The sequence below is a fragment of the Janthinobacterium psychrotolerans genome (assembly GCF_001677885.1).
GTDB classification, from domain to species: domain Bacteria; phylum Pseudomonadota; class Gammaproteobacteria; order Burkholderiales; family Burkholderiaceae_D; genus Janthinobacterium; species Janthinobacterium psychrotolerans.
This window is the reverse complement of sequence record NZ_LOCQ01000035.1, coordinates 1-22,304: the sequence shown is the minus strand read 5'-3', so window position 1 is coordinate 22,304 and position 22,304 is coordinate 1. Positions and strand designations below refer to the sequence as shown.

The following is a 22,304-nucleotide window of genomic DNA, read 5'->3' as shown; positions in this document are numbered from 1 at the left end:
AGGTACAAATCAGGGTGCAAAATGCGGTACAAAACCAGATCCAAAAACAGACCCACAAACAGTGATCGCGAAGCCGTTGCACAAGGCATGCGCCAGCACGCACAGGCGCCAGTCCCGCCAGCGCTGGTACACTGCGCCAAGCAGCAGCCCGGGCCAGAACACCAGCGCCGCCGCCGCCAGGCCCGAGCCGAGATGCAGGGCGCTGAAGACGGCGGCGCTGGCCAGCAGCGCCGGCATGGGCGAGGTCCGGCGCAACAGCCACTCCTGCAAGCCGGCGCGCATGATCCACTCTTCGAGCACGGGCGCGAGCAACAGCAGGCGCGCCACGGCGGCGAGGTCCGGCGACAGCAGGGCCGGGCCGCAAAACAGGGAGGGGGGCGAGGCAAGCACGCTGGCTGAGCAATCCGTTAATGTTGTCGCGGTCTATACCGGCCCGTGCCAACATGGTTCAATTTCAAGTGAGAAATATATTTTTGCGTTGGCGTAGAACCTTTTTTCCTCGGCCGGGTATCTACCGGGTCAGAGGAGAATTTGCATGCGGATTGGGGTGGCTGTGCCGGACGAGCTCGATGAAATGGCCTTGCTGGGGCGAATCAGGAACGGCGACAGGCTCGCCTTCCAGGCCCTGTATCGCGCCTATTTTTCCCGCCTGGCGCGGTTTCTGGACCGCCTGACCCGCAATGTGCCGCTGATCGAAGAGATCATCAACGACACCATGCTGGTGGTGTGGCAGAAGGCCGATACCTTTGACGGCAGCTGCAAGCTGTCCACCTGGGTGTTTGGCATCGCCTATCGGCAGGGTCTGAAGGCGCTGCGCGGACTCGATGAACCGCTCGAGCAGCAGGAGGACCAATTGGGTGCGGCCGCGGCCCAGCCCGAGCATGCGCTGGCGGCGCGCCAGTTGCAGCGCGGCGTGAGCCGGGCGCTCGATACGCTGCCGGTGGAACAGCGGGTGGTGGTCAGCCTGACCTATTACCACGGCATGGCGTATCAGGAAATCGCCGAGACCATGGGCTGCCCGGTCAACACGGTAAAAACGCGCATGTTCCATGCGCGGCAAAAGCTGAAGGACATGCTGTCCGATCATAGGGAAGAGATGAGATGAGTACCCCAAGCACAATGAGCGATACCGAGCACCAGGCGCTGCAGGATTTGCTGCCCTGGTATGCGTCCGGTGCGCTGGGCGAGGCCGAAGCCGAGCGCATGCAGCAACACCTGCGCGGCTGCGCCGTCTGCCGCGACGATCTGGCCTGGCAGCGCAAGCTGCTGGAAACGGAAGGCCCGCTGCCCGCAGGGCTGGACCCGGAGCGCGCGCTGGCGCGCCTGATGCCGCAACTGGCGTCGCCGCCTGCCTCGATCGGGCCGGGCCAGCGCCTGCGCGCCTGGCTGGCAGGCGCAGGCTGGCAAGGCTGGGCCGTGGGCGCGCAGTTCGCCGCGATCGCCGTGCTGGTGACGGTGCAGCTGCTGCCGCGCGACGAAGCGCCGGCTTATCAGGCGCTGGGGCGCGGTCCGGCCTCGACGCCGGACCTGCTGGTCGTCTTCAGGCTTGAAGCGCGCCTGCAGGACGTGCAGCGCATCCTGCAGGCCAACGGCGCCCAGATCATCGGCGGCCCCACCGTCACCGGCGCCTACATGCTTGAGGTGGAGCCGGGCCGCCAGGCGCCATTGCTGGCGGCATTGCGCGCCGATCCGTCGGTGGAAACGGCCGAATCGCTGACAGCGGGCAGAGCGCCATGATGCGCGCCCTGGCGCTGGCGCTGTGCCTGCTGGCCGGCGCTGCGATGGCGCAGCCGGAGCCAGACCTGGACTTGCCACGCATCGTGCCGGTGGCCGATGCGCCGGATGACGCGTCCCGGGCATCCCAGGCACCGCCAGCTGCCGCCAGCGCCGAAATCCTGGTCATGTTCCACCTGCCGGCGCCGCATTACCGCGCCGACAACTACGGCAGCGCCAACTACCGCGACGACGCGGGCCGCGCCGCGCGCCAGCGCATCGCCGCCGCCGTGGCCCAGGACCATCAGCTCGAATTGATGGAGGACTGGGCCATGCCCGCGCTGAGCATCGACTGCTACCGCATGCGCCTGCCCGCAGGCGTGGCTGCCGCGCCCGTGCTGGAGGCCTTGTCGCGCGACGGCCGCATCGAGTGGGCGCAGCTGATCCAGGACTTCGCCGCGCAAGGCGGCAGTGACCCCCTGTACCGCATGCAGCCGGCCGCCGCGCCCTGGCAGCTGGACCAGGTGCGCAAGGCCGCCACCGGACGCAAGGTGATGGTGGCGGTGGTCGACAGCGGCATCGAGAGCGGCCATCCGGACCTGGCGGGCCAGGTGATGGTCGAGGAGAACTTCGTCGACAACCAGAAATACGTGGCCGAATTGCACGGCACGGCGGTGGCCGGAGTGATCGCCGCGCGGGCCGGCAACGGCGTCGGCATCGAAGGCGTGGCGCCGGACGCGCGGCTGATGGCGCTGCGCGCCTGCTGGCAAAGCGCCAGCGCCACCCGCTGCAACAGCTTCACGCTGGCCAAGGCGCTGAACTTTGCGCTGTCGAACGGCGCGCACATCATCAATCTCAGCCTGTCCGGCCCGCAGGACAGGCTGCTGCAGCAACTGGTGGAGGTGGCGCAGGCGCGCGGCATCCGCGTGGTCGGCGCGGTCGATCCGGCGCGGCCCGATGGCGGCTTCCCGGCCAATATGCCGGGCGTGTTTGCGGTGGCGTCCGACGGCGCCGCGCCGCGCGCCGGCGTGCACGCGCTGCTGGCGCCGGGCCGCGACATCCCCACCACCATGCCGGGCGGGCGCTGGGGCGTGGTGGCCGGATCGTCGTATGCCGCAGCCCATGTCTCGGGCATGCTGGCGCTGCTGGAAGAACTCAAGCCGCAACTGGCGGCAGGGCGGCTGCGCGAGGCCATCGTCCTGAACCAGGGCAGTGCGCCGTTGACCGGCATCGATCTGTGTGCCACCATCCTCCGCATTTCAGGAAAATGCTCATGCGCGTGTCAACCCGGTACCGGCAGCCACTACGCACGCTCGCCCTGAGCGTGCTGCCCTGGCTGTTGTCGCCTGCCGCTCAGGCGCAGTTAAGCGGCAGCGCGGGCCTGCTCTCGAACTATCTGTATCGCGGCATCTCGCTCAGTGACGCCAAACCGGCGGCGCGCCTCGCGCTCAATTATGACGGTACGGCCGGCTGGTACGCCGGCGGGCAGGTGGTAACGGGACAACTGGTGGGGGAACCACACCGCAGCGCGCAATGGACCGGCTACGCCGGCTATGCCCAGCGCCTGCCGTCCGGGCTGTCGTGGGAAACCGGCGTGAGCGCCTATGCATTCCCGCATAATTCCAACTGGAGCTTTCGCGAGGTCTACGTCGGCCTGGCCGGCAGCAAGCTCAGTGGACGGCTGCATTATTCGCCCGATTACCTGGGCTTTGGCGAACGCACCCTGTATGGCGAGCTCAATGGCGGCTCGATGCTGGCGCCGCGCGTGCAGGCGTTCTGGCACGGCGGCTATCTCTACTCGCGCGATAATGCGCTGAGCCGCCGCGCCGAAGCGCGTATCGGCCTGGCCACCGCCCACCAGGGCTGGCAGGCGCAAGTGTCGCTGGAAGTGACGCGCCTGCGCAGCGGGACCACCAGCGGCCGCTACGGCGCCGCCACGACCGCGGCCGATGGCGGCTGGCCCCACCAATTTGTGGTCACGGTGGCGCGCGCATTCTGACGCCGGGTGTGGATGGATACCTCTGCAGCGTTGTATATTGAACGCACCGTCTTGTCGCACGAGCAAGGCACCTGTTCACCTTACGCAAGGAACCTCGCATGGCACATCCCTCATTCGACATTATTTCCCAGCTTCTGGAGGCCGATCCTGGCGCCCTCACCTCGGCGCTGCCCCGCTTCCGCGAGGAAGTCTGGTCCATGCCGGTCTGGGCGCGGGGCGAGCAGGTGGCGGTGGCGAACAATCAGACGGCCACCACGCTGCAGCTGGCCGAGCGCGAAGGCGACGAGCTGCCGCTGCTGCCGGCCTACCTCAACGAAGCCGAGGCTGCTGCCGGGCTGGCTAGCGGCAGCTACGTCTGCGTGCCGTTCCGCTTCCTGCTCCTGTTTGCCGAGTCGACCCGGCTGGACGTCGCCCTGATGGACGGTGAGCAATTGCTGGCCATTTCGCATGACGGCCTGATGCACCTGCGCGACAGCGCAGTGCTCGGTAACGAGGGCGTGCCGGTGACGGCGGAGGAGGTGGGGCAGCTGGCGCAGGCCGTCGAGCGCTTTGCGGCGCAGGCGCGCGCGTACTGCGCCAGCCATGCGGACATCGCCAGCCTGCATCTGTCGCTGGTCAGCATGACCGGCGTCAAGCCCATGCTGATGGGCTGGCTCAGTGGCGGCAGGGACGAGCATGGGCTGGCCCTGGAACTGCTGAGCCGCCAGTTCCTGCAGCCCAGCTGGCGTTGCCGCGTGTTTGACAGCCTGCCCGGCGAGGGGCGGCTGGGCGAGGCACTGACGGCGCTGCCGGCCGTGTACGAGCGCCAGGCCAGCCAGGGCTGGTTCGGCAAGATGAAGCAGAAACTGCGTGCGCCGGCGGTGCAGATCATCCAGCTGGACGTCTGCTAAGCGCTACAGCGGATGCGGCGGCGCCGGCTTATCGGGCGCCTCGGAAGCATGGAGGTGCGGCCGATGCTACAAGCCTTGCACATGGGCTGTCGCCGCCCTGTCTTATGGCCAGTTGGCGCCTGCCAGGCCTTGAGCTGAACCAATGGCAGGGCAAGGCCGGGCAAGTTTTCCGTACAGTGCGGTGATGCGGTCAACCAGGCCGCCATCCCTTTCCAGGAGCTTTCCATGGCACTTCCTTCCTTGCTGAACCGCCTTGCCGCCGGCGCGCTGGTCGCCGCGCTGTCCCTGCCGCTGGCCGCTTTCGCCGCGCCCGACGTGTCGGTCGCGCCGCAATACGACACCACCCACGTGTATGTGCAGAACGCCGACATCGACGCTTTCGTCAACAGTTTTGTCGGCACCTTTGGCGGCCAGGCCTCGCCGCGCGCCGTCTTTACCGTCACGCCCACGCCCAGCAAGACGGCCTCGCAATATATCCAGACGCCGGTCGGCATGCTGTCGGTATTCGCCTTCCAGACGCCGATTCCCTACGGCTTCGGCCCGGAGCGCAATGGCTACCTGGTCACCGATATTGATAAAGCGACCGACGCGGCCGTGGCGGCGGGCGCCGACGTGACCGTCGCGCCGTTTGACGATCCGATCGGCAAGGATGTGCTGATCCAGTGGGCCGGCGGCATCAACATGCAGCTGTACTGGCATACCAAGGCGCCGTCGTATGCGCCGCTGCACTCGGTGCCCGACAACCGCGTCTATATTTCGCCGATTTCGGCCGACAGGTTCCTGGCCCAGTTCAAGCAGTTCGCGCATGCGAAAGTGGTGGCGGACGAGAAGATCGACGGCGCTGAAATCGGCCGCGGCGGCGACGCGATTCGCCGCGTGCAATTGACTTCGGGCTTCGGCAAGATGACGGTGTTTGTCAGCGATGGCAAGCTGCCGTTCCCGTATGGCCGTGAAAGCACCGGCTACCAGGTCGACGACATGGCGGCCACCCTGGCGAAGGCGGCCGCCAATGGCGTGACGGTGCTGGTGCCGCCATTGAAGACCAGCAAGGGCAATGTCAGCGCCATGCTGCAGTTCCCTGGCGGCTATATCAGCGAGATCCACGATGCCGTGCACTAAGGCCGTGATGCGCCTCGGCGGCGCCTTGCTGGCGCTGCTGGGTGCCGGCGGTGCCGGCGCCGGGGAGCTTGCCTGCGATGCGCAGCGTCCCGCGCTCAACTTCAACCGCTGGAATGAAAACTGGCGCGCGCTGGCCGATCCCTGCCTGCCGCGCCAGCCGCTGGACCATCTGAAATACCTGCCGCTCAGCGAGGGCGGCTCCTACCTGTCGCTGGGCGCCGGCCTGCGCGAGCGTTACGAGCACATCGCCACGCCGCTGTTCGGCGCCGGCAGCGCGCGCCCGGACGGCTACCTGATCGAGCGCGCCAATGTGCACGCCGACCTGCGCTTAGGGCCATACGTGCAGCTGTTCGGCCAGCTGGTCGACGCGCGTGCTTTTCACAAGCACACGCTGGCGCCGCCGGACCAGGACAAGCTGGACGTGGAGCAGCTGTTCGCCACCGTGGCCGTGCCGACCGACAACGGCGCCGTCAAGCTGCGCGTGGGCCGCCAGGAAATGGCCTTCGACCTGCAGCGCTTTATCGCCGCGCGCGACGGCCCCAATGTGCGCCAGTCCTTCGACGGCGTCTGGGCCGACTGGGAGCACGGTCCCTGGCGCCTGATCGGCTACGCCACGCAGCCGGTGCAAAACCGCAGCGGCACCACCTTTGACGATTACTCCAACAGTCACCTGCGCCTCGACGGCCTGCGCGCCGAATACCAGGGCCTGGGGCCGGGCGATATTTCCGGCTACTACTCGCGCTACCGCCGCGACGAGGCGCGTTTTCTCGATGCGTCCGGAAATGAGCGGCGCGACGTCTATGACCTGCGCTACAACGGCAAGCGCGGCGCCATCGACTGGGATATCGAAGCCATGCTGCAGCGCGGCCAGGTGGGCAGCAAGCGCGCGCAGGCGTGGGCGCTCGGTTCGGTTGCCGGCTATACCTTTGCCAGCGCACCGTGGACGCCGCGCGCGGGCCTGCAGTTCGACATGGCCTCGGGCGACCGGCACGCGGGCGATGGCAGGCTGGGCACCTTCAATCCGCTGTTTGCCAACGGCTATTATTTTTCGCTGGCCGGCCTGACCGGTTACAGCAACCTGATCCATCTGAAACCGTCGCTGAACTTCAAGCCGCTCAAGGCCCTCAGCGTCACCACCTCGCTGGGCCTGCAGTGGCGCCAGAGCACCGGCGACGCGGTCTATGTGCAGAATATGTCGGGCGTGCCGCGCACGGCCGGGCAGGGCAGCCGCTGGACCGGCGCCTACGCGCAATTGCGCAGCGACTGGAGCATCAATCCGAACGTGACGGCCTCGCTCGAAGCGGTGCACTTCCAGGCCGGCGACAGCTTGCGCGCGGCGGGCGGCGACCATGCCAACTACCTGGGCATGGAATTGAAATTCGGCTGGTAGGCGATGGTGTTAAGCTCGCTGTTCCCACCATGACAGGAGCCCGGCTTGCAATCCGAATCGACCCACCGCCAGATCGCCCTCGTCAGCTATGGCACGCAATGCTTGCGCGGCCAGCTGGCGCTGGACGACTGCTACCGGCATGGCATTTTTTTCGGCGCCCGCCTGCAGTTCCGCGCACTCGACGGCAACACCCTGCTGGCCGACGATTTCACCTGGTGGCTGGGCATCCTGAAAGAATCGGGCGCGGTGCGCCTGTCGCTGCACCTGCTGGCCGAATTCGGCATCGCCAGCCCGGCCGTCATCGATTATGGCGACTACGCGGTGGTGGCGCATTTCCGTGATCGCCACCAGATCTGGGCCGTCGGCGTCGAGCGCCCCGCCTGGCGCGACCATCCGCTGGTGCCGGACGTGCCGGGCATACCCATCTTTCCCGACGCCACACATTGGGGCGGGCAGATCGACAGCTACTGGTGCGTCGACGAGCGCGGCGGCACGCTGGAGGTGCCGGAGACCAACTGGAAGGCCTTCGCGCACAGCATCGCCGCCGATCTCGAGATCACGATGCCGTCCAGCCTGGCGCAGCCCGGGCCGGTCATCCTGCCATCGACGCCACCCGCAGCGTGGGCCAGGTTTGCGCTGTTTCCCAGCGGCAGCGCGACGGTGCTGGCGCATGGCGTGCTGGGCTCGCTGTACCGGGAACAGGCCAAGTTCGGGAACGACACGCATTTTAAAAATGACAGCAGTTACTACCAGGGCCTCGACGCGGCAGCGGCGGCGAAAGTGGACGACTGGGGCCGCCGTCTCGATGGCTGGGTGGTCGAAGCGGAGCTGCGCTGCGCCAACGAATGCCGGCAGAGCCACGACGGCATCCCCTTGCCACTGCCGCCCGGCGCCGCCACGCCTGCGGCGCGCGGCAAGGAAGTCAAGCCGCCGCAGGAGGGTCGCACGCCCCAGGCGCCAGAATATGCCGATCCGGTGACGCCACCGGGGCGCAAGTGGTTGCGCCGCATCGTCTTCGTGGTGGTGCTGGCGGTGGTGTGCCTGCTGCTGCTGGCCTTTGCCCATATCGTGGCCACCTGGCCGTGGCTGTCGATGATCATCGGCCTGCCGTTCGCCGTGTATGCCGTGTATGTCAAAGGCGGGAGCTGACAATTGCCGTTTCCTTGACCTGCCTCGCGCTTTGACACATTGCTGTCGCGTGCGCACTTTCGCTCGCCGTCAAAAAGGTTTGTGATGGAGCTGGAAGCGAACCTGCCTGTTGCGGGGGCGCTGATTTCGAAAGGAAAGCACATGAGTATCACAGGAAAAGTGGCCCTGGTCACGGGCGCGGCGCAAGGCATCGGCAAGGCGATCGCCTTGCGGCTGGCAAAAGATGGCGCCGATATCATGCTGGTCGATCTGCACCAGGAAAAACTCGATGCGGCCGCAGCGGAAGTACGTGCGCTGGGACGCCGCGCCTTCACTTATATCGCCGATGTGTCGCGGCTGGAGCAGGTCACCGCAGCGGTGGCGTTTGCCGAAAAGGAACTCAGTGGCCTCGACATCATGGTCAACAATGCCGGCATCGCGCAAGTGGCGCCGCTGCTCGATGTGACGCCCGAAGAGGTCGATCGCATCATGCGCATCAATGTGCAGGGCACCTTGTGGGGCATCCAGGCGGCGGCGAAAAGTTTCAAGAAACGCGGCCAGAAGGGCAAGATCATCAATGCCTGCTCGATCGCCGGCCATGACGGCTTCGCCTTGCTGGGCGTGTACTGCGCCACCAAGTTCGCCGTGCGCGCGCTGACGCAGTCGGCGGCGCGCGAACTGGCGGTCGATGGCATTACCGTCAATGCCTATTGCCCCGGCGTGGTCGGCACCGACATGTGGGTCGAGATCGACAAGCGCATGGCCGAAGTGACGGGCGCCGAACTGGGCGCAACGTACAAGAAATTTGTCGACGGCATCGCATTGGGGCGCGCCGAAACGCCGGACGACGTGGCCGGCCTGGTGTCGTTCCTGGCCGGGCCCGATTCGGACTACATGACGGGGCAGGCGCCGCTGATCGATGGCGGGATGGTGTACCGTTAAGCGATGACGTGAATTTGCATCGTTCGTGTAGGTCGGGTTAGCGCTTGCGCGTAACCCGACACCACCGTTGACGTCAACAATGTTGTCGGATTACGGCTTCGCCTAATCCGACCTACTTACCTCCTTGCGGTTATCGCTCGACACGCGGTCGATCATCTTGTTGTACGGGTCGACCCCCACTTCGAACGGCTTTTCCCTGACCGTGATGGTCACCACCGGATCGCTGCCAATCAACACGCGCTTGTCGATGAACAGCACTTTCTCGTCCTTTTCCTTGGCGCCCGGGGCGCGCGCGAAGATGGCGATCTCCACCGGCTCGTCATAGACGCGGGCGCTTTCCTTGCCCTTGCCGTCGGACTCCAGCTTGGCCAGGTGCAGCTTCATGGTGACATCCCACTGGCCATCGGGCCGCTTGACGGCGGAAGCTTCCTTGACGCGGTTGTCATAGAAAACGATTTTCTCGAACAGGTCGGTGATCAAGGCCTGCTTGTCCTGCGGCGCTTCGGCGCGGATATACGCCAGCAGTTCATTGGTGGTGGTAAATGGCGCCTGCTGGTAGCCCTTGTCTTGCAGGAAGCGTTTCAACGCGCGGTTGACGGCCGCTTCGCCGATCTCGTCGCGCAGGCGATAGAAGATCAGGCTGCCCTTGCGGTAGTGGATATATTGCTGGTTTTCCACGCGCGCCAGCGGCAGTTCCTCGATCAATTCGCCGCCGCGTCCGCTGAGGTAACGGTCCAGCTCATAGCGCAGGAAGCGGCGCAGCTTGTCGCGGCCGTATTCCTTTTCCATCACCATCAGCGCCGAGTATTGCGCCAGCGACTCGATCAGCATCGAGGCGCCCTGCACATTGGCGCCCGTCACCTGATGGCCCCACCACTGGTGCGCCATTTCATGGGCCGTGACGTAATACACATAGTCGATATCGTCCTTGTCGCGCAGGTCGGCGATAAAGCCGATGCCCTCCGAATACGGAATGGTATTGGCAAACGACTGCGCAAAGCTGGCGTAGCCGGGAAACTCCAGGATGCGCACCTGCTGGTGCTGGTAGGGCGTGAACTGGGCGCTGAAATAGTCGAGTGACTTCTGCACCGAAGTGATCATGCGGTCAAGGTTGTAGCCGTGCTTCTTGTCGGCATAGACCTCGATCGGCACGCCGTGCCAGTCGCCTTTTTTCACCTCCCAGCGCGCCGACAGATAGGCAAAGAACGGCATCATCGGCTGGTCCATCTTGTAGTGGTAGTAGCGGCGGCCATCCTTTTCCCAGCTTTTCTGCAGGTAGCCCGGCGCCAGCGCGATCTGATCCAGGCTGGTCGACACCGTGGTGTCAAAGCTGATCCAGTCCGCTTCGCTGCCGAACACGGTATTGCCGTAGGCCGCCTTGTCCTCCAGCTTGGCCATGCGCTGCGGTTCGCCCAGGCCGCGCTTGCGGCGCTCGTTGCGGTCCTTCAGTTCCATGTCGCTCTGGTAGCCGAAGTGCGGAAAGAAGGCCGCGTTGTTGAAGAAAGTGCCGTTCAGGTTGACCGGGTCCGGTGCGCCGCTGTTGGTAAAGCCTTCATGCGTGACGGCCACCGTGAAGTCCAGCGGCAGTTGCGCGCCGGGCGCCAGCGGCGTGGCCAGCTTGAGGATGCTGAAACCGAGATCCTTGTCATCGAGCTCGCTGCCGTGCGCGGGCAGGTTCAACCATTTGGTCTCCAGGTCGGGATTGCGCTGGATGCGCAGGGTATCGATCGCTTGCGCGCTCTTGTTCTGCAGCAGATAGTGGCCCTTGATCAGCACCTTGCGCTGCTCCGGGTAGATGTCGACATCGGCCTGCACGTCGGTAATTTTCAGCTGCGGCAAGTCCTTGTACTGGCGATACAATTTTTCGTAGCGGGCCTGCTTGTCCATGGCCTTGTCCGCCGGCTCATAGTCGTTGAGCACATTGGTGTTGTAGAAGATCCAGCCACCGGTGCCGATCCAGCACAGCAGCACCGCCGCCAGCGCCGCGCCGGTGCTGCTCTTCAGGCGGCGGCCAGCCAGGCTGACGCGCGCGCGCCAGCCGGCCGACAGGCCGCGCACCCAGAACGCCTGCGCCAGCATCACCAGCGCCACCGTGAACAGGCTCCAGTACAGCGCATACCAGCGCCAGCCCGCCAGGAAGTGGCCATAGCCGTTCATGTCGGAATACTTGATGTCGGGCATGGCGCCGAAGTTGTACAGATTGTGCTCGAAGTGCATGATGCCCAGCACCGCCTGCGACACCATCAGCAGGATCACCAGCAAATAGCCGATGAATTTATTGTTCGACAGCACCTGCAGCACGATGGCGCACAAGCCCATCAGTACGAAGAACAGCGTGCCGAGCAAGGTGCCTTCCAGGTACAGGCCCAGTTCGACCGGTGCACCGCCCCTGACCAGCTGGAAGATGATGGCGGTGACCACGCCGACCAGCATGTAGCCGGCCACCACGCCCACCAGCGCGGTGCATTTGGCCAGCAGCGGGGTCCAGTCGGCCACCGGCATGGCGTCGCTGACGTCGGCGATTTTCACTTGCCGCTCCTTGAAGATCAGCTCGCCCGCATAGAAGGTCACGATAATGATCAGCATGAAGCTGAAGCTCTGGCTGATCTGTTGCAACATCAGGTAAGTCATCGGATAGACGGCCGTGCCGTACATCTTGGCATTCATGCTCACGCCCGCCACCAGGTTGATCACGCCGAACAGCAGCATCACCAGGAAGGGCACGCTCTTGAATACGCCGGCCGCGTCGAAGCGCAGGATCTGCCACCACTGGCGCCAGGCGGTGGCGGCGCCAAACGCCGGCGCAATGCGCGGCAGTAGCAAAGGCGCGGCCACGGTGGGCACTGCCGCTGGCGCCTTGTGCTTGCCGAACAGCCGCTTGCCGGTGCCGGTGCGCTGCGGCTTGAACAGGATCACGGTGGCGGCAAACAGCACGGCGGTAATGGCCAGCCACAGCAAGCGGTTGGCCAGCAGGAAGTGTTCGAACGGCGGCAGGCTGGTGTTCGCTTCGGACGAGGTAAAATAGCGCGTCATGCGGCCAAAGGCGGTCACGCCGAAGGGGTCGATCAGCACCGCCAGCCATTCGTTGTTGATGTCGCGCGTAAATACGCTGGCGATGGTGCGCAGCACGAAAAACGCCAGCACGCCCACATACACCAGCAGCATCGAGCGCGTGGTGGCGGCCAGCAGCATCAACAGCGCGCCGACGAACAGCAGATTGGGAATCACCAGCACGCCAAAGGTCCAGGCATAGGTGTGCAGCGAAAACGGACCCACGCGCGCCGTATCGACCCACGGCATCAGCGGGCCGATCATGGTGCCGAGCGCGATGCACACGAAAATCACCAGGCAGGCGACAAAGCCGGCGGCAAAGCGGCCGAACAGGTAGTCCCATTTGCGCATCGGCGTGGCGAACAGCATGTCGGCCATGCCCACTTCGCTGTCGCGCAGCACGGCGCCGGCGATAAACACGGTAATCAGAAACATCGACAGCAGGGTGAACATGCCCAGCAGCTGCGCCACCACCGTGGGCGCATTGCGGTTGACGTTGCCGATCGCGCCGCCCATCTGCACCGAGTCGCTGGTGGTCACGCCAAAGGCCATCAGCGCCAGGATGGCGGCAAACACCCACAGCAGCGGTTGCTTCAACTGGTAGCAGAGGTCAAACTTGAAAAATTCCTTCCACATGGCGCGCCCCTTATGCCTGTGCGCTTGCGGCGCGGGCCGCATGGCGCACATGCAGGAAGTACACGTCTTCCAGGTCCGGCGCGATCTGCACGAAGCCGCTGTCGGGCTGGCTGTCGGCATAGACATTGATCTGCGGGCGGCCGCCGACCAGGCGTGTCGACAGCACGTTCAGGCTTTGCTGGTACCGCGCCAGCTCGTCGGTGGAAACACTGCGGCGCCATACCTTGTGGTTCAAGGTCTCGATGGCCGCCTGCGGCTCGCCCTGCACCAGCACCTGGCCCTTGACGATCATCGCCATGCGCGGGCACAGGTCGGTCACGTCGGCCACGATATGGGTCGACAGAATCACCACCACCTGTTCGCCGATCTTCGCCAGCAGATTCAGGAAACGGTTGCGTTCGTCCGGGTCCAGGCCGGCCGTCGGTTCGTCGACGATCACCAGGCGCGGCGCGCCCAGCAAGGCCTGGGCGATGCCGAAGCGCTGGCGCATGCCGCCCGAATAGGTGCCCAGCTTGCGCTTGCGCGCTTCCCACAGATTGGTTTGCTGCAGCAAGGCTTCAACCGCCTCCTTGCGCGGGCCTTTTTCCGTCAGGCCTTTGAGTACCGCGAAGTGATTGAGCAAGGTTTCCGCGCTGACTTTCGGATACACGCCGAAGTCCTGCGGCAGGTAGCCGAGCTGGCGCCGCAGGCCTTCCTTGTCCTTGAGCACATCGACACCGTTGAAGGTGATGCTGCCGCTGTCGGGGTCCTGCAAGGTTGCGATCGTGCGCATCAGCGAGGACTTGCCGGCGCCATTCGGTCCCAGCAGGCCGAACATGCCATTCGGAATATCGAGACTGACGTCATGGATGGCCCTGACGCCATTGGAATAGGTTTTGTTCAGTTGTTTGATCGATAGCATTACGGCACTCTCCTGGGCTTGACGGTAAAGGTGCCGGCCGATTCGTGTCGGCCGGTCTGTCTGGTCGTCCGCGATAGCGGATGTTACTTACAGACAATACTGTATCGTCAATTGAAAAGTAAATAATATTTTTGCGACCAATAACCAAAACACGGGGCTGGAATGCGGCAGGGAGGGATGAGCGACGGTGCGAAAAGGCGCTCTGTAAACGACAACGTCCCCGCAGGCGGCGGGGACGCAGTCGGAAAAAGACGATCAGAAGCGCATCTTGACGTAGGCCGACGGGCCCGTCAGGCGGATATTGAGGTCGGCGTCGCGGGTGCTGTCACGGCGCAGGGCAATTTTCGAGATGCCGTAGTCGGCCACGAAACCGACATTTTTGAACGGAAACCACTCCACGCCAATATTGCCGCTGTAGATATGGCCGTTGATGGTGCCGCCGTTTTTCTTGATGCCCGACGCTTCCATGTACATGCGCACGTCCGGCGTGAAGGCGTGGCGCCATGCCACTTCCACCAGCGGCGCGAACGCGTGTTCGCTGACGGAGTCGCGCGCGGTGGCGCTGACACCATTGACCAGGCCGGTTGCCGTGCCGTCGAGCTTGGCGCTGTAGTAGGCCGCGCCCAGGCCGATGCCAAAGGTATCCTGGTTTTCGCCGAGCCACCATTTGTAGGCCAGCTTGGCCAGGTCCAGCTGCAGGTCGGCGTCGGCGCTGGCGCGGCCGGTGACGGGCTGGCCATTGATGATGGTCTGGCCGGACAGGGTAGGCGTATAGTTCTTGTCGTAGCGGTAGTAGTCGAAATTGAGGCCATGGCGGTCGCCGATCAGCAGGTCGGCCTTGATGCGCGGAATCGTCGTGTGCTTGGGATTGGAGTCCGGCGCATCGAGGCGGCCGAACTGGGTGTCGGCGCCGATGTCGATGCGCGGGTCGGCGTAAAAGGCGCCGAGCGAGATGCTGGCGCGGTCCAGCGCCACCGACGGTTCGGCATGCGCCGACGAGCCGGCGGCGGTCACGCCCACGATGCCCAGCAGCATGGCGCTGCGCATGGCAAGATGGCGCAAACGGGGTGGCGACAGGCGGGTGGGCGCGGACAGGGCAAACATGGACAACTCCTCTTGAAAAAAAATGGCGCAGTGGCGCCGCAGCGGATGCGGCAGTGCAATACGGAAATAGTAACAATTACGCCATATTGCCGATGTAGCCGCACTTCGCAGATTTGCGTCAGAATTGTCCTACCAATGTAAACCAGGGAGTACAGCATGCGTATTGCCGCCATTTCCGATATCCACGGCAATCTTGCCGCGCTGGACGCCGTGCTGGCCGATATCGCGCGCCGCGGTGTCGACGTCACCGTCAACCTCGGCGATATCGTCTCGGGCCCTTTGCAGCCGCGCGAGACGGCGGCGCGCCTGATGGCGCTGGCGCTGCCCACCATTCGCGGCAACCATGAGCGCCAGTTGCTGGCCGACCCGGCGCGCATGGGCGTATCGGATGCCTATGCGCGCGCGCAATTGTTGCCGGAGCAGCTAGACTGGATCGCGGCGCTCCCTGGCACCCTGCGTCTGCGTCACGACGTGCTGCTGGTGCATGGCACGCCGGCCAGCGACCTCGTATATTTCCTCGACACCGTCACGCCGCAGGGCAGCCGCGCGGCCACCATGGACGAAGTGGCGCAGCGCGCCGGCGACGCCAGCGCGGGCCTGATTTTATGCGGCCATACGCATCTGCCGCGCAGCATGGCGCTGCCCGATGGCCGATTGATCGTCAACCCCGGCAGCGCCGGTTTGCCAGCCTATGACGACGAGCATCCTTATGCGCATGTGATGGAAAACGGCACGCCGCATGCGCGCTACGCCATCGTCGAAGACGACGCGCAGGGGCGCTGGCAGGCGCGGTTTCACCAGGTGGACTACGACTGGGAAACGGCGGCGCAACTGGCGCTGGACCGTGGCCGGCCGGACTGGGTGGCGCCCTTGCGCAGCGGCCGGGTGGCAGCGGCTATCTGAACTCTTCGGCCACCAGGTTGTATTTCTGCATCTTGTGATACAGGGTCTGTTTCGGCAGGCCCAATACGGTGCTCACTTCGCTGACGTTGCCCGCATAGGCGCGCAGTTCCTGCTCGATCAGCGCGCGCTCGAAGCCGTTGACCTGCTCGGCCAGCGACAGCGCTTCGGCCTGCGCGCCGGTGGCCAGCAGGTTCGAGCTGCCGCCGGCGATGCCCAGCACGAAGCGGTCGGCGATATTGCGCAGCTCGCGCACATTGCCGGGCCAGCCATGGGCCATCAGCTTGCGCATCTGCGCGCTCGACACCATCGGCGCGGCGCGGTTGTAGCGCGCGGCGGCGGCCAGCACGAAATGCTCGAACAGCATCGGGATATCGTCGCGCCGCTCGCGCAGCGGCGGCAGGTGCAGCACGATCAGGTTCAGGCGGTAATACAGGTCGCTGCGAAATTTTTGTTGCTGCGACAGTTCTTCCAGGTCCAGCTTGGCGGCGGCCACCACGCGCACGTCGACCGGCGTCGCCATGTTCGAGCCCAGCCGTTCGATATAGCGCTCCTGCAGCACGCGCAGCAATTTCACCTGCAGCGACAGCGGCAGGCTCTCGATTTCATCGAGAAAAAACGTGCCGTGATCGGCATGCTCGATCTTGCCCACCTGGCGCTTGGCCGCACCCGTAAACGCGCCCGTTTCGTGGCCGAACACTTCGCTTTCAAAGATGCTTTCGGGGATGGCGCCGCAGTTGACGGCGACAAAATTGTGCTTGCGCCGGTGGCTGTAGTCATGCAGGCAGCGCGCCACCATTTCCTTGCCGGTGCCCGTATCGCCATAGATCAGCACGTCGGCCGGTTCGTCCGCCACGTCGAGGATCAGACGGCGGATATCGCGCATCGATTGCGAATTGCCCAGCAAACGCGACTCGATGCCGCCGCCGTCTTCGAGCTGGCGGCGCAGGCTGTGCACTTCCAGCATCAGGCGGCGCGTTTCCAGCGCGCGCAGGATCACGTCGACCAGCTGCTCCGACGAATACGGCTTTTCGATAAAGTCATAGGCGCCGGTGCGCATGGCGTGCACCGCCATCGTGATGTCGCCGTGGCCGGTCACCAGGATCACCGGCAGGTTGGCGTCGAGCTGCTTGATCGCCTGCAGCAAGTCCAGGCCGCTCATGCCGGGCAGGCGCACGTCGCTCACCACGATGCCGGCAAAGTCGGGCGTGAGCAGTTTATAGGCCTGCTCGGCCGAGTCGAACGCCAGCACGTCCAGGCCGGCCAGCTGCAGCGCCTGCTCGCTGCCTTCGCGCACGGTCGGATCGTCCTCGACCAGCAACACTTTCAAACCATCAAACATGCTTATCCTCCTGCGTTGCCATCTGTAACTCGATGGTGAATATGGCGCCGCCGCCGGGCGCGTTGTCGGCGCGCAGCAGGCCGCCGAACTGGCGCGTGATCTGTTCGGAAATGGCCAGCCCCAGGCCCAGGCCCAGGCCCTGCGGCTTGGTGGTGAAAAACGGCTCGAACAGATGTTCGTACACTTCCGTCGACAGGCCCGGCCCGGTGTCGGCCACATGGATCAGCACCAGCGGCGCCTGGCATTCGACCGTCACGCGCAGGCTGCGCACCTCGCTGCCGTTCATGGCGTCGAGCGCGTTCGCATACAGGTTCACCAGCACCTGCTCCAGGCGGTTGCTTTCGCAGACGGCAAAGATATCGTCGGGCGGCAGCTGCAAGGTAAAGCGCACGTTTTCCACCTGCAGGCGGCGCTCGACCAGGAACAGCGCGTTGCTGATCGCCGTCGGGATCGAGACCGACGTCAGGCTGGTGGTCGACTTGCGCGCGAACACCTTCAGCTGGCCCGTGATGGTGCCCATGCGCGCGGCGATCTGCGATATCTTGGCCAGGTTGCGGCGCGCATCGTCGAGCCGGCCCCGTTCCAGCAAGATCACGGCGTTGTCGGACATGGTGCGCAGGGCCGTCAAAGGCTGGTTCAGCTCGTGCGTGATGCTGGCCGACATCTGCCCCAGCACCGCCATCTTGCCAGCCTGGAACAGTTCGTTTTGCGTGATGTGCAGCTTTTGTTCGGCCTTGCTGCGCACCTCGATTTCCTGGCTCAGGCTTTGCGTCATGGCGTTCAGTTCCGAAGTGCGTTCCTCGACCATGGTTTCCAGGTTGTCATACGCGTGCTGCAAGTCTTCGCGGGCGCGCAGTTTTTGCGCCACCGCCGCGCGCCGCTGGCGCACATAAAAAAACAGCAGCACGAAAAAGCCCAGCAGCACGCCCGAAAACGCGGCCGCCGAGCGGGCGCTGGCCTTCGCTTGCGCCAGGTCCGACAGGTAAATGAAGGTCCAGCCGTTGGGCGACTTCAATTTCATCTGCGTCATCACGCTGGAAGTAATTTTCTGTGGCGCATCGGCGCGCTCCTGCTCGCGCACGCTGATCACGCGCGCGCCATTGCCCAGCTGGCGGTCCGACACAAAGGGGATGGTGTCGAGCTGCTTCGAATAATACTGGCGCGTGCGGTTGATTTCTTCGATCACCGCCGGCGACAGCGGCGCCAGGGTCTTGTATTTCCAGTCCGCCACGGAACTCAAAAAGATCACGCCGTGCTCGTCGGCCAGCATCACTTTGTCGGCGCCCTGCACCCAGCGTTTTTCCAGGTTTTCCAGGTTCAGCTTGACGGTGGCCAGGCCCAGCATGCGGCCGTTTTGATAGATGCCGTGGGCAAAGAAATAGCCGGGTTCCAGGCGCGTCGTGCCGACGCCGTAAAAACGCCCCGGCGTGCCGCGCAGCGCATCCTGGGCATACGGGCGAAAGGCGATATTGTCACCGATAAAACTGTCGGGCCGCTGCCAGTTGCTGGCCGCGCGCGTGTTGCCGTCGAGGTTGCTGATAAAAATGGTCGACGACTTGGCCTGGGCATTCATCTGCTCCAGGTAGTTGTTGACGGTGTCGACCAGCACCGGGTCTTCCGGGTGCTGCAGCAGGCGGATCACGTCGCGGTTCAGTTCCAGCGTCTTGGGCAGGAAATCGTATTTTTCCAGCGCGTTTTCCAGGCTGCTGACATACACCTCCAGGCGCTGCGCGCCGCTGGCCTGCAGCTTGCCGATGGCGATGCGTTCGGTCCAGAAATACACCAGCCAGACGATGGCCAGGCAGGCGGCCAGCACCACGCCCCAGGCCATTGCCTTGTGGGCCGAACGTTGCGCCAGGCGCTGGCGCCAGGAAAGAGGGGAGGTGTTATTGCTATCCATAAAATCAGCTGCCAATTGCAAGAACTTACAGTATCGCATTGAAGTATTCGCGAAAATAAAAAAGCCGCCGGATCTGCATCCGGCGGCCTGCGCTGCAATCAGCCGCGATTAGAACGTGTGACGCATGCCCAGATTGAAGCCGGTATTGCCGGTGCCGTCGTCGGTGGCGTTACCGACCACGAACGCGGCGCCATTCTTGTTGCTGATATGGCCGTAAGCGGTGTACAGGTCGGTGCGCTTGGACAGGGCATAGTAGCCGCCGATGGCCCATTGCTGGGCGTCGCGGTTCAGGTTGCTCTTGTCGTTGTGGCGGATGTACGAGGCGATCAGCTTGGTCGCGCCGAACGGCACGGTCACGCCCAGCAGCATATCGTTGCTCTTGCTGTTGTTCTCGGCGCGGTTGTCGGCGTAGCCGAGGTTCGCTTGTGCCACGCCGAAGTCATAGCGCATGGCCAGCAGGCTGTTGCGCGTATCGGCCGTGGCCAGCTGATTTTCCTTGCGGTGGTGGGTCAGGGTCAGGTTCAGCGGACCGTCGACATAGTGCACGGCGCCGCCCAGGCTGCGGTTTTTCTTGTTGTCGTCAGCGACTTCGCCGAAGCCGTAGGCCAGCTCGCCCGACAGCTTGTTCCAGCTCGGGGTTGCGTACTGCACCATGTTGTCGACGCGGTAACCGGTCGTCGCCATGACGTTCGAGGCCGTGCCGGCCAGGCCGATGGCGAACGGATCGGCCACGTCGCGCAGGGCCAGGTAGTACGGCGAGTACTGGCGGCCCAGGGTGATGGCGCCGGCGTTGCCGGTCAGGCCGACATAGGCCTGGCGGCCGAACAGCCGGCCGCCCTGGCCGGAAGTACCCGTATCGATATTGAAACCGCTTTCCAGCACGAAGGTTGCGGCCAGGCCGCCACCCAGGTCTTCCTTGCCCTTGAAGCCCAGGCGCGAGCCGGAGGCGACGCCCGAAGCGACGCGGGTCAGGCGGTCGCCGGCGGCGTTCTTGTCGACCACCAGGCCGGCATCGGCCACGCCGTAGACGGTGACGCTCGATTGCGCCAGGGCGGTGCAGGAAGCACCGAGAGCCAATACGGTAAACAGGACTTTTTTCATGAAAATCTCTCTATTAGGGTTAACTACTGATTGCACTGCCCGACTGCTTGTTACTCAACATTGAGATTAAATAAATGGCCCGCTTGTGGCGGGCCATCGTTTTAAGCCTTGCTAGCGTGGTCTGCTTCGCCCCAATGGCTTTCGGTATTCATGTTGGCGGCATTGGCTGCCGCCGCTTCTTCTTCGGTGGCCAGGCCGCCTTCCCACTTGGCGACAACCGCCGTGGCGACGGCATTGCCGACCGCGTTGGTGGCCGAACGGCCCATGTCGAGGAACTGGTCCACGCCCATCAGCAACAGCAGGCCGGCTTCCGGAATATTGAATTGATTCAAGGTGGCGGCAATCACCACCAGCGAGGCGCGCGGCACGCCGGCGATACCCTTCGAGGTCAGCATCAGCAGCAGCAGCATGGTGATCTGGGTGCCGACCGACAGGTCGATGCCGTAGGCCTGGGCAATGAACAGCACGGCAAAGGTGCAGTACATCATCGAGCCGTCCAGGTTGAACGAGTAGCCCAAAGGCATCACGAAGCTGGAAATCTTGCGGTCCACGCCGAACTGGTCGAGCGCGGTCAGCAGTTTCGGATAGGCCGCTTCCGAGCTGGCGGTCGAAAAAGCCAGCAGGAACGGTTCGCGGATCAGGCTGACGAGCTTGAAGATGCGCGGGCCGATAACGACGAAGCCGGCGGCGATCAGGATTGCCCACAGGCACATCAGGCCGACATAGAAGCCGCCCATGAATTTGGCGAACGTGACCAGCACGCCCAGGCCGTGGGTGGTGACGACCGAGGCCATGGCGGCAAACACGGCCAGCGGGGCCAGGTTCATGATGGTGCCGGTGATGCGCAGCATGACTTGCGCCAGCTGGTCGATCACATTGGTGAGGGCCTTGCCCGACTCGCCCAGGCCGGCCAGTGCGCCGCCAAAGAAGATCGAAAACACCAGCACTTGCAGGATTTCGTTGTTGGCCATCGCCTCGATCGGCGACTTCGGCACCAAGTGGGTGAAGAAGTCTTTCATCGTGAAAGCGGCGGTCTTCAGGTTGGTCGACGCATGCACGTCCGGCAGCGGCAAGCCCAAATTGGTGCCCAGCTGCATGATATTGGACAGCACCATGCCCAGCGCCAGGGAGACCAGCGAGGCGACCAGGAACCAGCACATGGCTTTCAGGCCGATGCGGCCGGCCGTCTTGCCGTCACCCATGTGGGCGATGCCGACGGTCAGGGTGGAGAACACGAGCAGCGCAATGATCATCTTGATCAGGCGCAGGAAAATATCGGTGACGATGGAAATATTGCTGGCGATCTTGGCGCTGACGGCCGTATCGGGGTAAGCGGTGTGACAGGCGTAGCCCACCAGAATGCCCAGGATCATGGCAATCAGGATGTATAGGGTTAATGGCCGTTTCTTTTTCATTGGTGACTCCTCCAGTAAATCGCCGCTGTGAGCGGATTATAAATAGCGAGCAACTTAAGCTTGGAAGGAATACTGCCGAAAAAACAAGCTCTTGCATGCCAGCGTTTATTTGCTGCAAGGTCACTACATAGCAAAGGATATGCCTGAAAACGACTTTTGGTACAGAACTTATTAAGTTATTGATTACAAGGTGATTTTTTGTTGTCAGGAAGCCGCATGCCGGGCCCGGTTGCGCGAAATATTGGACGCCGGGCAGCCTGCATGTATGAGTTTTCATACAGCTGGCGTGCTGATTGAAATGACAGGATTGCCGAAAATAAAAGGCTATGTCACCCAATACGGTGGGAACGCGCCGCAGTTGCTGAGGTCTAACTGATCAGGTATTTCCTTCCAGGAGCCGATCATGGACACCGCCCAGTGGCAGGCCTTCGCCAGGCAATTCCCGCAACTGTCGCATCGCCAGCGCCTTGCCAGCGGCGAATTGTTGCGCACCAGCGCGCCACAGGCTGCGGCCGTCACCCTGATCGAGCAGACAGCGCAGGCGCAACTGCATTGTCCGGCATGTCTATCCACACACTTCCACCGGCATGGCCAGGCCCACGGCTTGCAGCGCTATCGCTGCGTGCCCTGCCGCAAAACCTTCAACGCCTTGAGCGGCACGCCGCTGGCGCATCTGCACCACAAGGAACGCTGGCTGGCCTATGCCGATTGCCTGCTCAACTCGTTTTCGGTGCGCAAGGCCGCCAGCCAGGTAAGCATCCATCGCAACACCA

19 protein-coding genes are annotated in these 22,304 nt (G+C 64.0%); 11 read left to right on the top strand and 8 right to left on the bottom strand.

What is annotated here, in order from left to right:
• Positions 1 to 9: 9 nt before the first annotated feature.
• Positions 10 to 390: a JDVT-CTERM system glutamic-type intramembrane protease MrtJ gene (gene mrtJ / locus ASR47_RS02050; protein WP_245714234.1), complete on the bottom strand. Its 381-nt coding sequence runs from the start codon at positions 388 to 390 to the stop codon at positions 10 to 12.
• Positions 391 to 535: 145 nt separating this feature from the next.
• Between mrtJ and ASR47_RS02045 the strand changes: the two genes are divergently transcribed.
• The 9 genes from ASR47_RS02045 to ASR47_RS02005 all read left to right on the top strand — a co-directional run bounded on the left by ASR47_RS02045 (position 536) and on the right by ASR47_RS02005 (position 9,181).
• Positions 536 to 1,105 (top strand): RNA polymerase sigma factor, encoded by a 570-nt coding sequence (locus ASR47_RS02045; protein WP_065306103.1) that lies wholly within the window; start codon positions 536 to 538, stop codon positions 1,103 to 1,105.
• Positions 1,102 to 1,737: a zf-HC2 domain-containing protein gene (locus tag ASR47_RS02040; RefSeq protein ID WP_065306102.1), complete on the top strand. Its 636-nt coding sequence runs from the start codon at positions 1,102 to 1,104 to the stop codon at positions 1,735 to 1,737. The genes ASR47_RS02045 and ASR47_RS02040 overlap by 4 nt, the downstream gene beginning before the upstream one ends.
• Positions 1,734 to 3,035: a S8 family peptidase gene (locus ASR47_RS02035; protein WP_082988669.1), complete on the top strand. Its 1,302-nt coding sequence runs from the start codon at positions 1,734 to 1,736 to the stop codon at positions 3,033 to 3,035. Before ASR47_RS02040 ends, ASR47_RS02035 begins: the two co-directional genes overlap by 4 nt.
• The gene (locus ASR47_RS02030; RefSeq protein ID WP_171898871.1) at positions 2,987 to 3,712 is read left to right on the top strand and encodes a TorF family putative porin; all 726 of its coding nucleotides are present in this window, start codon (positions 2,987 to 2,989) and stop codon (positions 3,710 to 3,712) included. Before ASR47_RS02035 ends, ASR47_RS02030 begins: the two co-directional genes overlap by 49 nt.
• A gap of 98 nt (positions 3,713 to 3,810) precedes the next feature.
• Positions 3,811 to 4,602: a hypothetical protein gene (locus tag ASR47_RS02025; RefSeq protein ID WP_065306100.1), complete on the top strand. Its 792-nt coding sequence runs from the start codon at positions 3,811 to 3,813 to the stop codon at positions 4,600 to 4,602.
• A 225-nt stretch (positions 4,603 to 4,827) separates the two neighbouring features.
• The gene (locus tag ASR47_RS02020) at positions 4,828 to 5,721 is read left to right on the top strand and encodes a glyoxalase (protein ID WP_065306099.1); all 894 of its coding nucleotides are present in this window, start codon (positions 4,828 to 4,830) and stop codon (positions 5,719 to 5,721) included.
• Positions 5,708 to 7,111 carry an alginate export family protein gene (locus tag ASR47_RS02015; protein ID WP_150127640.1) on the top strand — a complete coding sequence of 468 codons (1,404 nt, stop codon included), beginning with the start codon at positions 5,708 to 5,710 and terminating at the stop codon, positions 7,109 to 7,111. The genes ASR47_RS02020 and ASR47_RS02015 overlap by 14 nt, the downstream gene beginning before the upstream one ends.
• 45 nt (positions 7,112 to 7,156) lie before the next feature.
• The gene (locus tag ASR47_RS02010; RefSeq protein WP_065306098.1) at positions 7,157 to 8,260 is read left to right on the top strand and encodes a hypothetical protein; all 1,104 of its coding nucleotides are present in this window, start codon (positions 7,157 to 7,159) and stop codon (positions 8,258 to 8,260) included.
• A gap of 141 nt (positions 8,261 to 8,401) precedes the next feature.
• Positions 8,402 to 9,181 (top strand): acetoin reductase, encoded by a 780-nt coding sequence (locus ASR47_RS02005; protein WP_065306097.1) that lies wholly within the window; start codon positions 8,402 to 8,404, stop codon positions 9,179 to 9,181.
• A gap of 102 nt (positions 9,182 to 9,283) precedes the next feature.
• On the opposite strand, the gene ASR47_RS02000 is transcribed toward ASR47_RS02005, so the two are convergent.
• The 3 genes from ASR47_RS02000 to ASR47_RS01990 form a co-directional block, all read right to left on the bottom strand.
• Positions 9,284 to 12,868, bottom strand: coding sequence for a M1 family aminopeptidase (locus tag ASR47_RS02000; RefSeq protein WP_065306120.1), 3,585 nt, complete (start codon positions 12,866 to 12,868; stop codon positions 9,284 to 9,286).
• 10 nt (positions 12,869 to 12,878) lie between these two features.
• A complete protein-coding gene (locus ASR47_RS01995) occupies positions 12,879 to 13,769 on the bottom strand; it encodes an ABC transporter ATP-binding protein (protein WP_065306096.1) in 891 nt (296 codons plus the stop codon).
• A gap of 255 nt (positions 13,770 to 14,024) precedes the next feature.
• Positions 14,025 to 14,873, bottom strand: coding sequence for a porin family protein (locus ASR47_RS01990; RefSeq protein WP_065306095.1), 849 nt, complete (start codon positions 14,871 to 14,873; stop codon positions 14,025 to 14,027).
• Between the two features lie 156 nt (positions 14,874 to 15,029).
• On the opposite strand from ASR47_RS01990, the gene ASR47_RS01985 reads away from it, so the two are divergent.
• Positions 15,030 to 15,776 carry a metallophosphoesterase family protein gene (locus ASR47_RS01985; protein WP_065306094.1) on the top strand — a complete coding sequence of 249 codons (747 nt, stop codon included), beginning with the start codon at positions 15,030 to 15,032 and terminating at the stop codon, positions 15,774 to 15,776.
• Here the strand turns inward: ASR47_RS01985 and ASR47_RS01980 are convergent.
• The 4 genes from ASR47_RS01980 to ASR47_RS01965 all read right to left on the bottom strand — a co-directional run bounded on the left by ASR47_RS01980 (position 15,769) and on the right by ASR47_RS01965 (position 21,531).
• Complete coding sequence (locus ASR47_RS01980; protein WP_171898870.1) at positions 15,769 to 17,115, bottom strand: sigma-54-dependent transcriptional regulator; 1,347 nt, start codon at positions 17,113 to 17,115, stop codon at positions 15,769 to 15,771. The genes ASR47_RS01985 and ASR47_RS01980 overlap by 8 nt on opposite strands.
• A complete protein-coding gene (locus tag ASR47_RS01975; protein WP_065306093.1) occupies positions 17,108 to 19,015 on the bottom strand; it encodes a sensor histidine kinase in 1,908 nt (635 codons plus the stop codon). The genes ASR47_RS01980 and ASR47_RS01975 overlap by 8 nt, the downstream gene beginning before the upstream one ends.
• Before the next feature lie 108 nt (positions 19,016 to 19,123).
• Positions 19,124 to 20,116, bottom strand: coding sequence for a porin (locus ASR47_RS01970; RefSeq protein ID WP_065306092.1), 993 nt, complete (start codon positions 20,114 to 20,116; stop codon positions 19,124 to 19,126).
• A 101-nt stretch (positions 20,117 to 20,217) separates the two neighbouring features.
• The gene (locus tag ASR47_RS01965) at positions 20,218 to 21,531 is read right to left on the bottom strand and encodes a dicarboxylate/amino acid:cation symporter (protein ID WP_065306091.1); all 1,314 of its coding nucleotides are present in this window, start codon (positions 21,529 to 21,531) and stop codon (positions 20,218 to 20,220) included.
• A gap of 403 nt (positions 21,532 to 21,934) precedes the next feature.
• On the opposite strand from ASR47_RS01965, the gene ASR47_RS01960 reads away from it, so the two are divergent.
• Positions 21,935 to 22,304, top strand: a 370-nt coding sequence (locus ASR47_RS01960) for an IS1/IS1595 family N-terminal zinc-binding domain-containing protein (RefSeq protein ID WP_150127639.1), incomplete at its 3' end; no start/stop codon positions are given.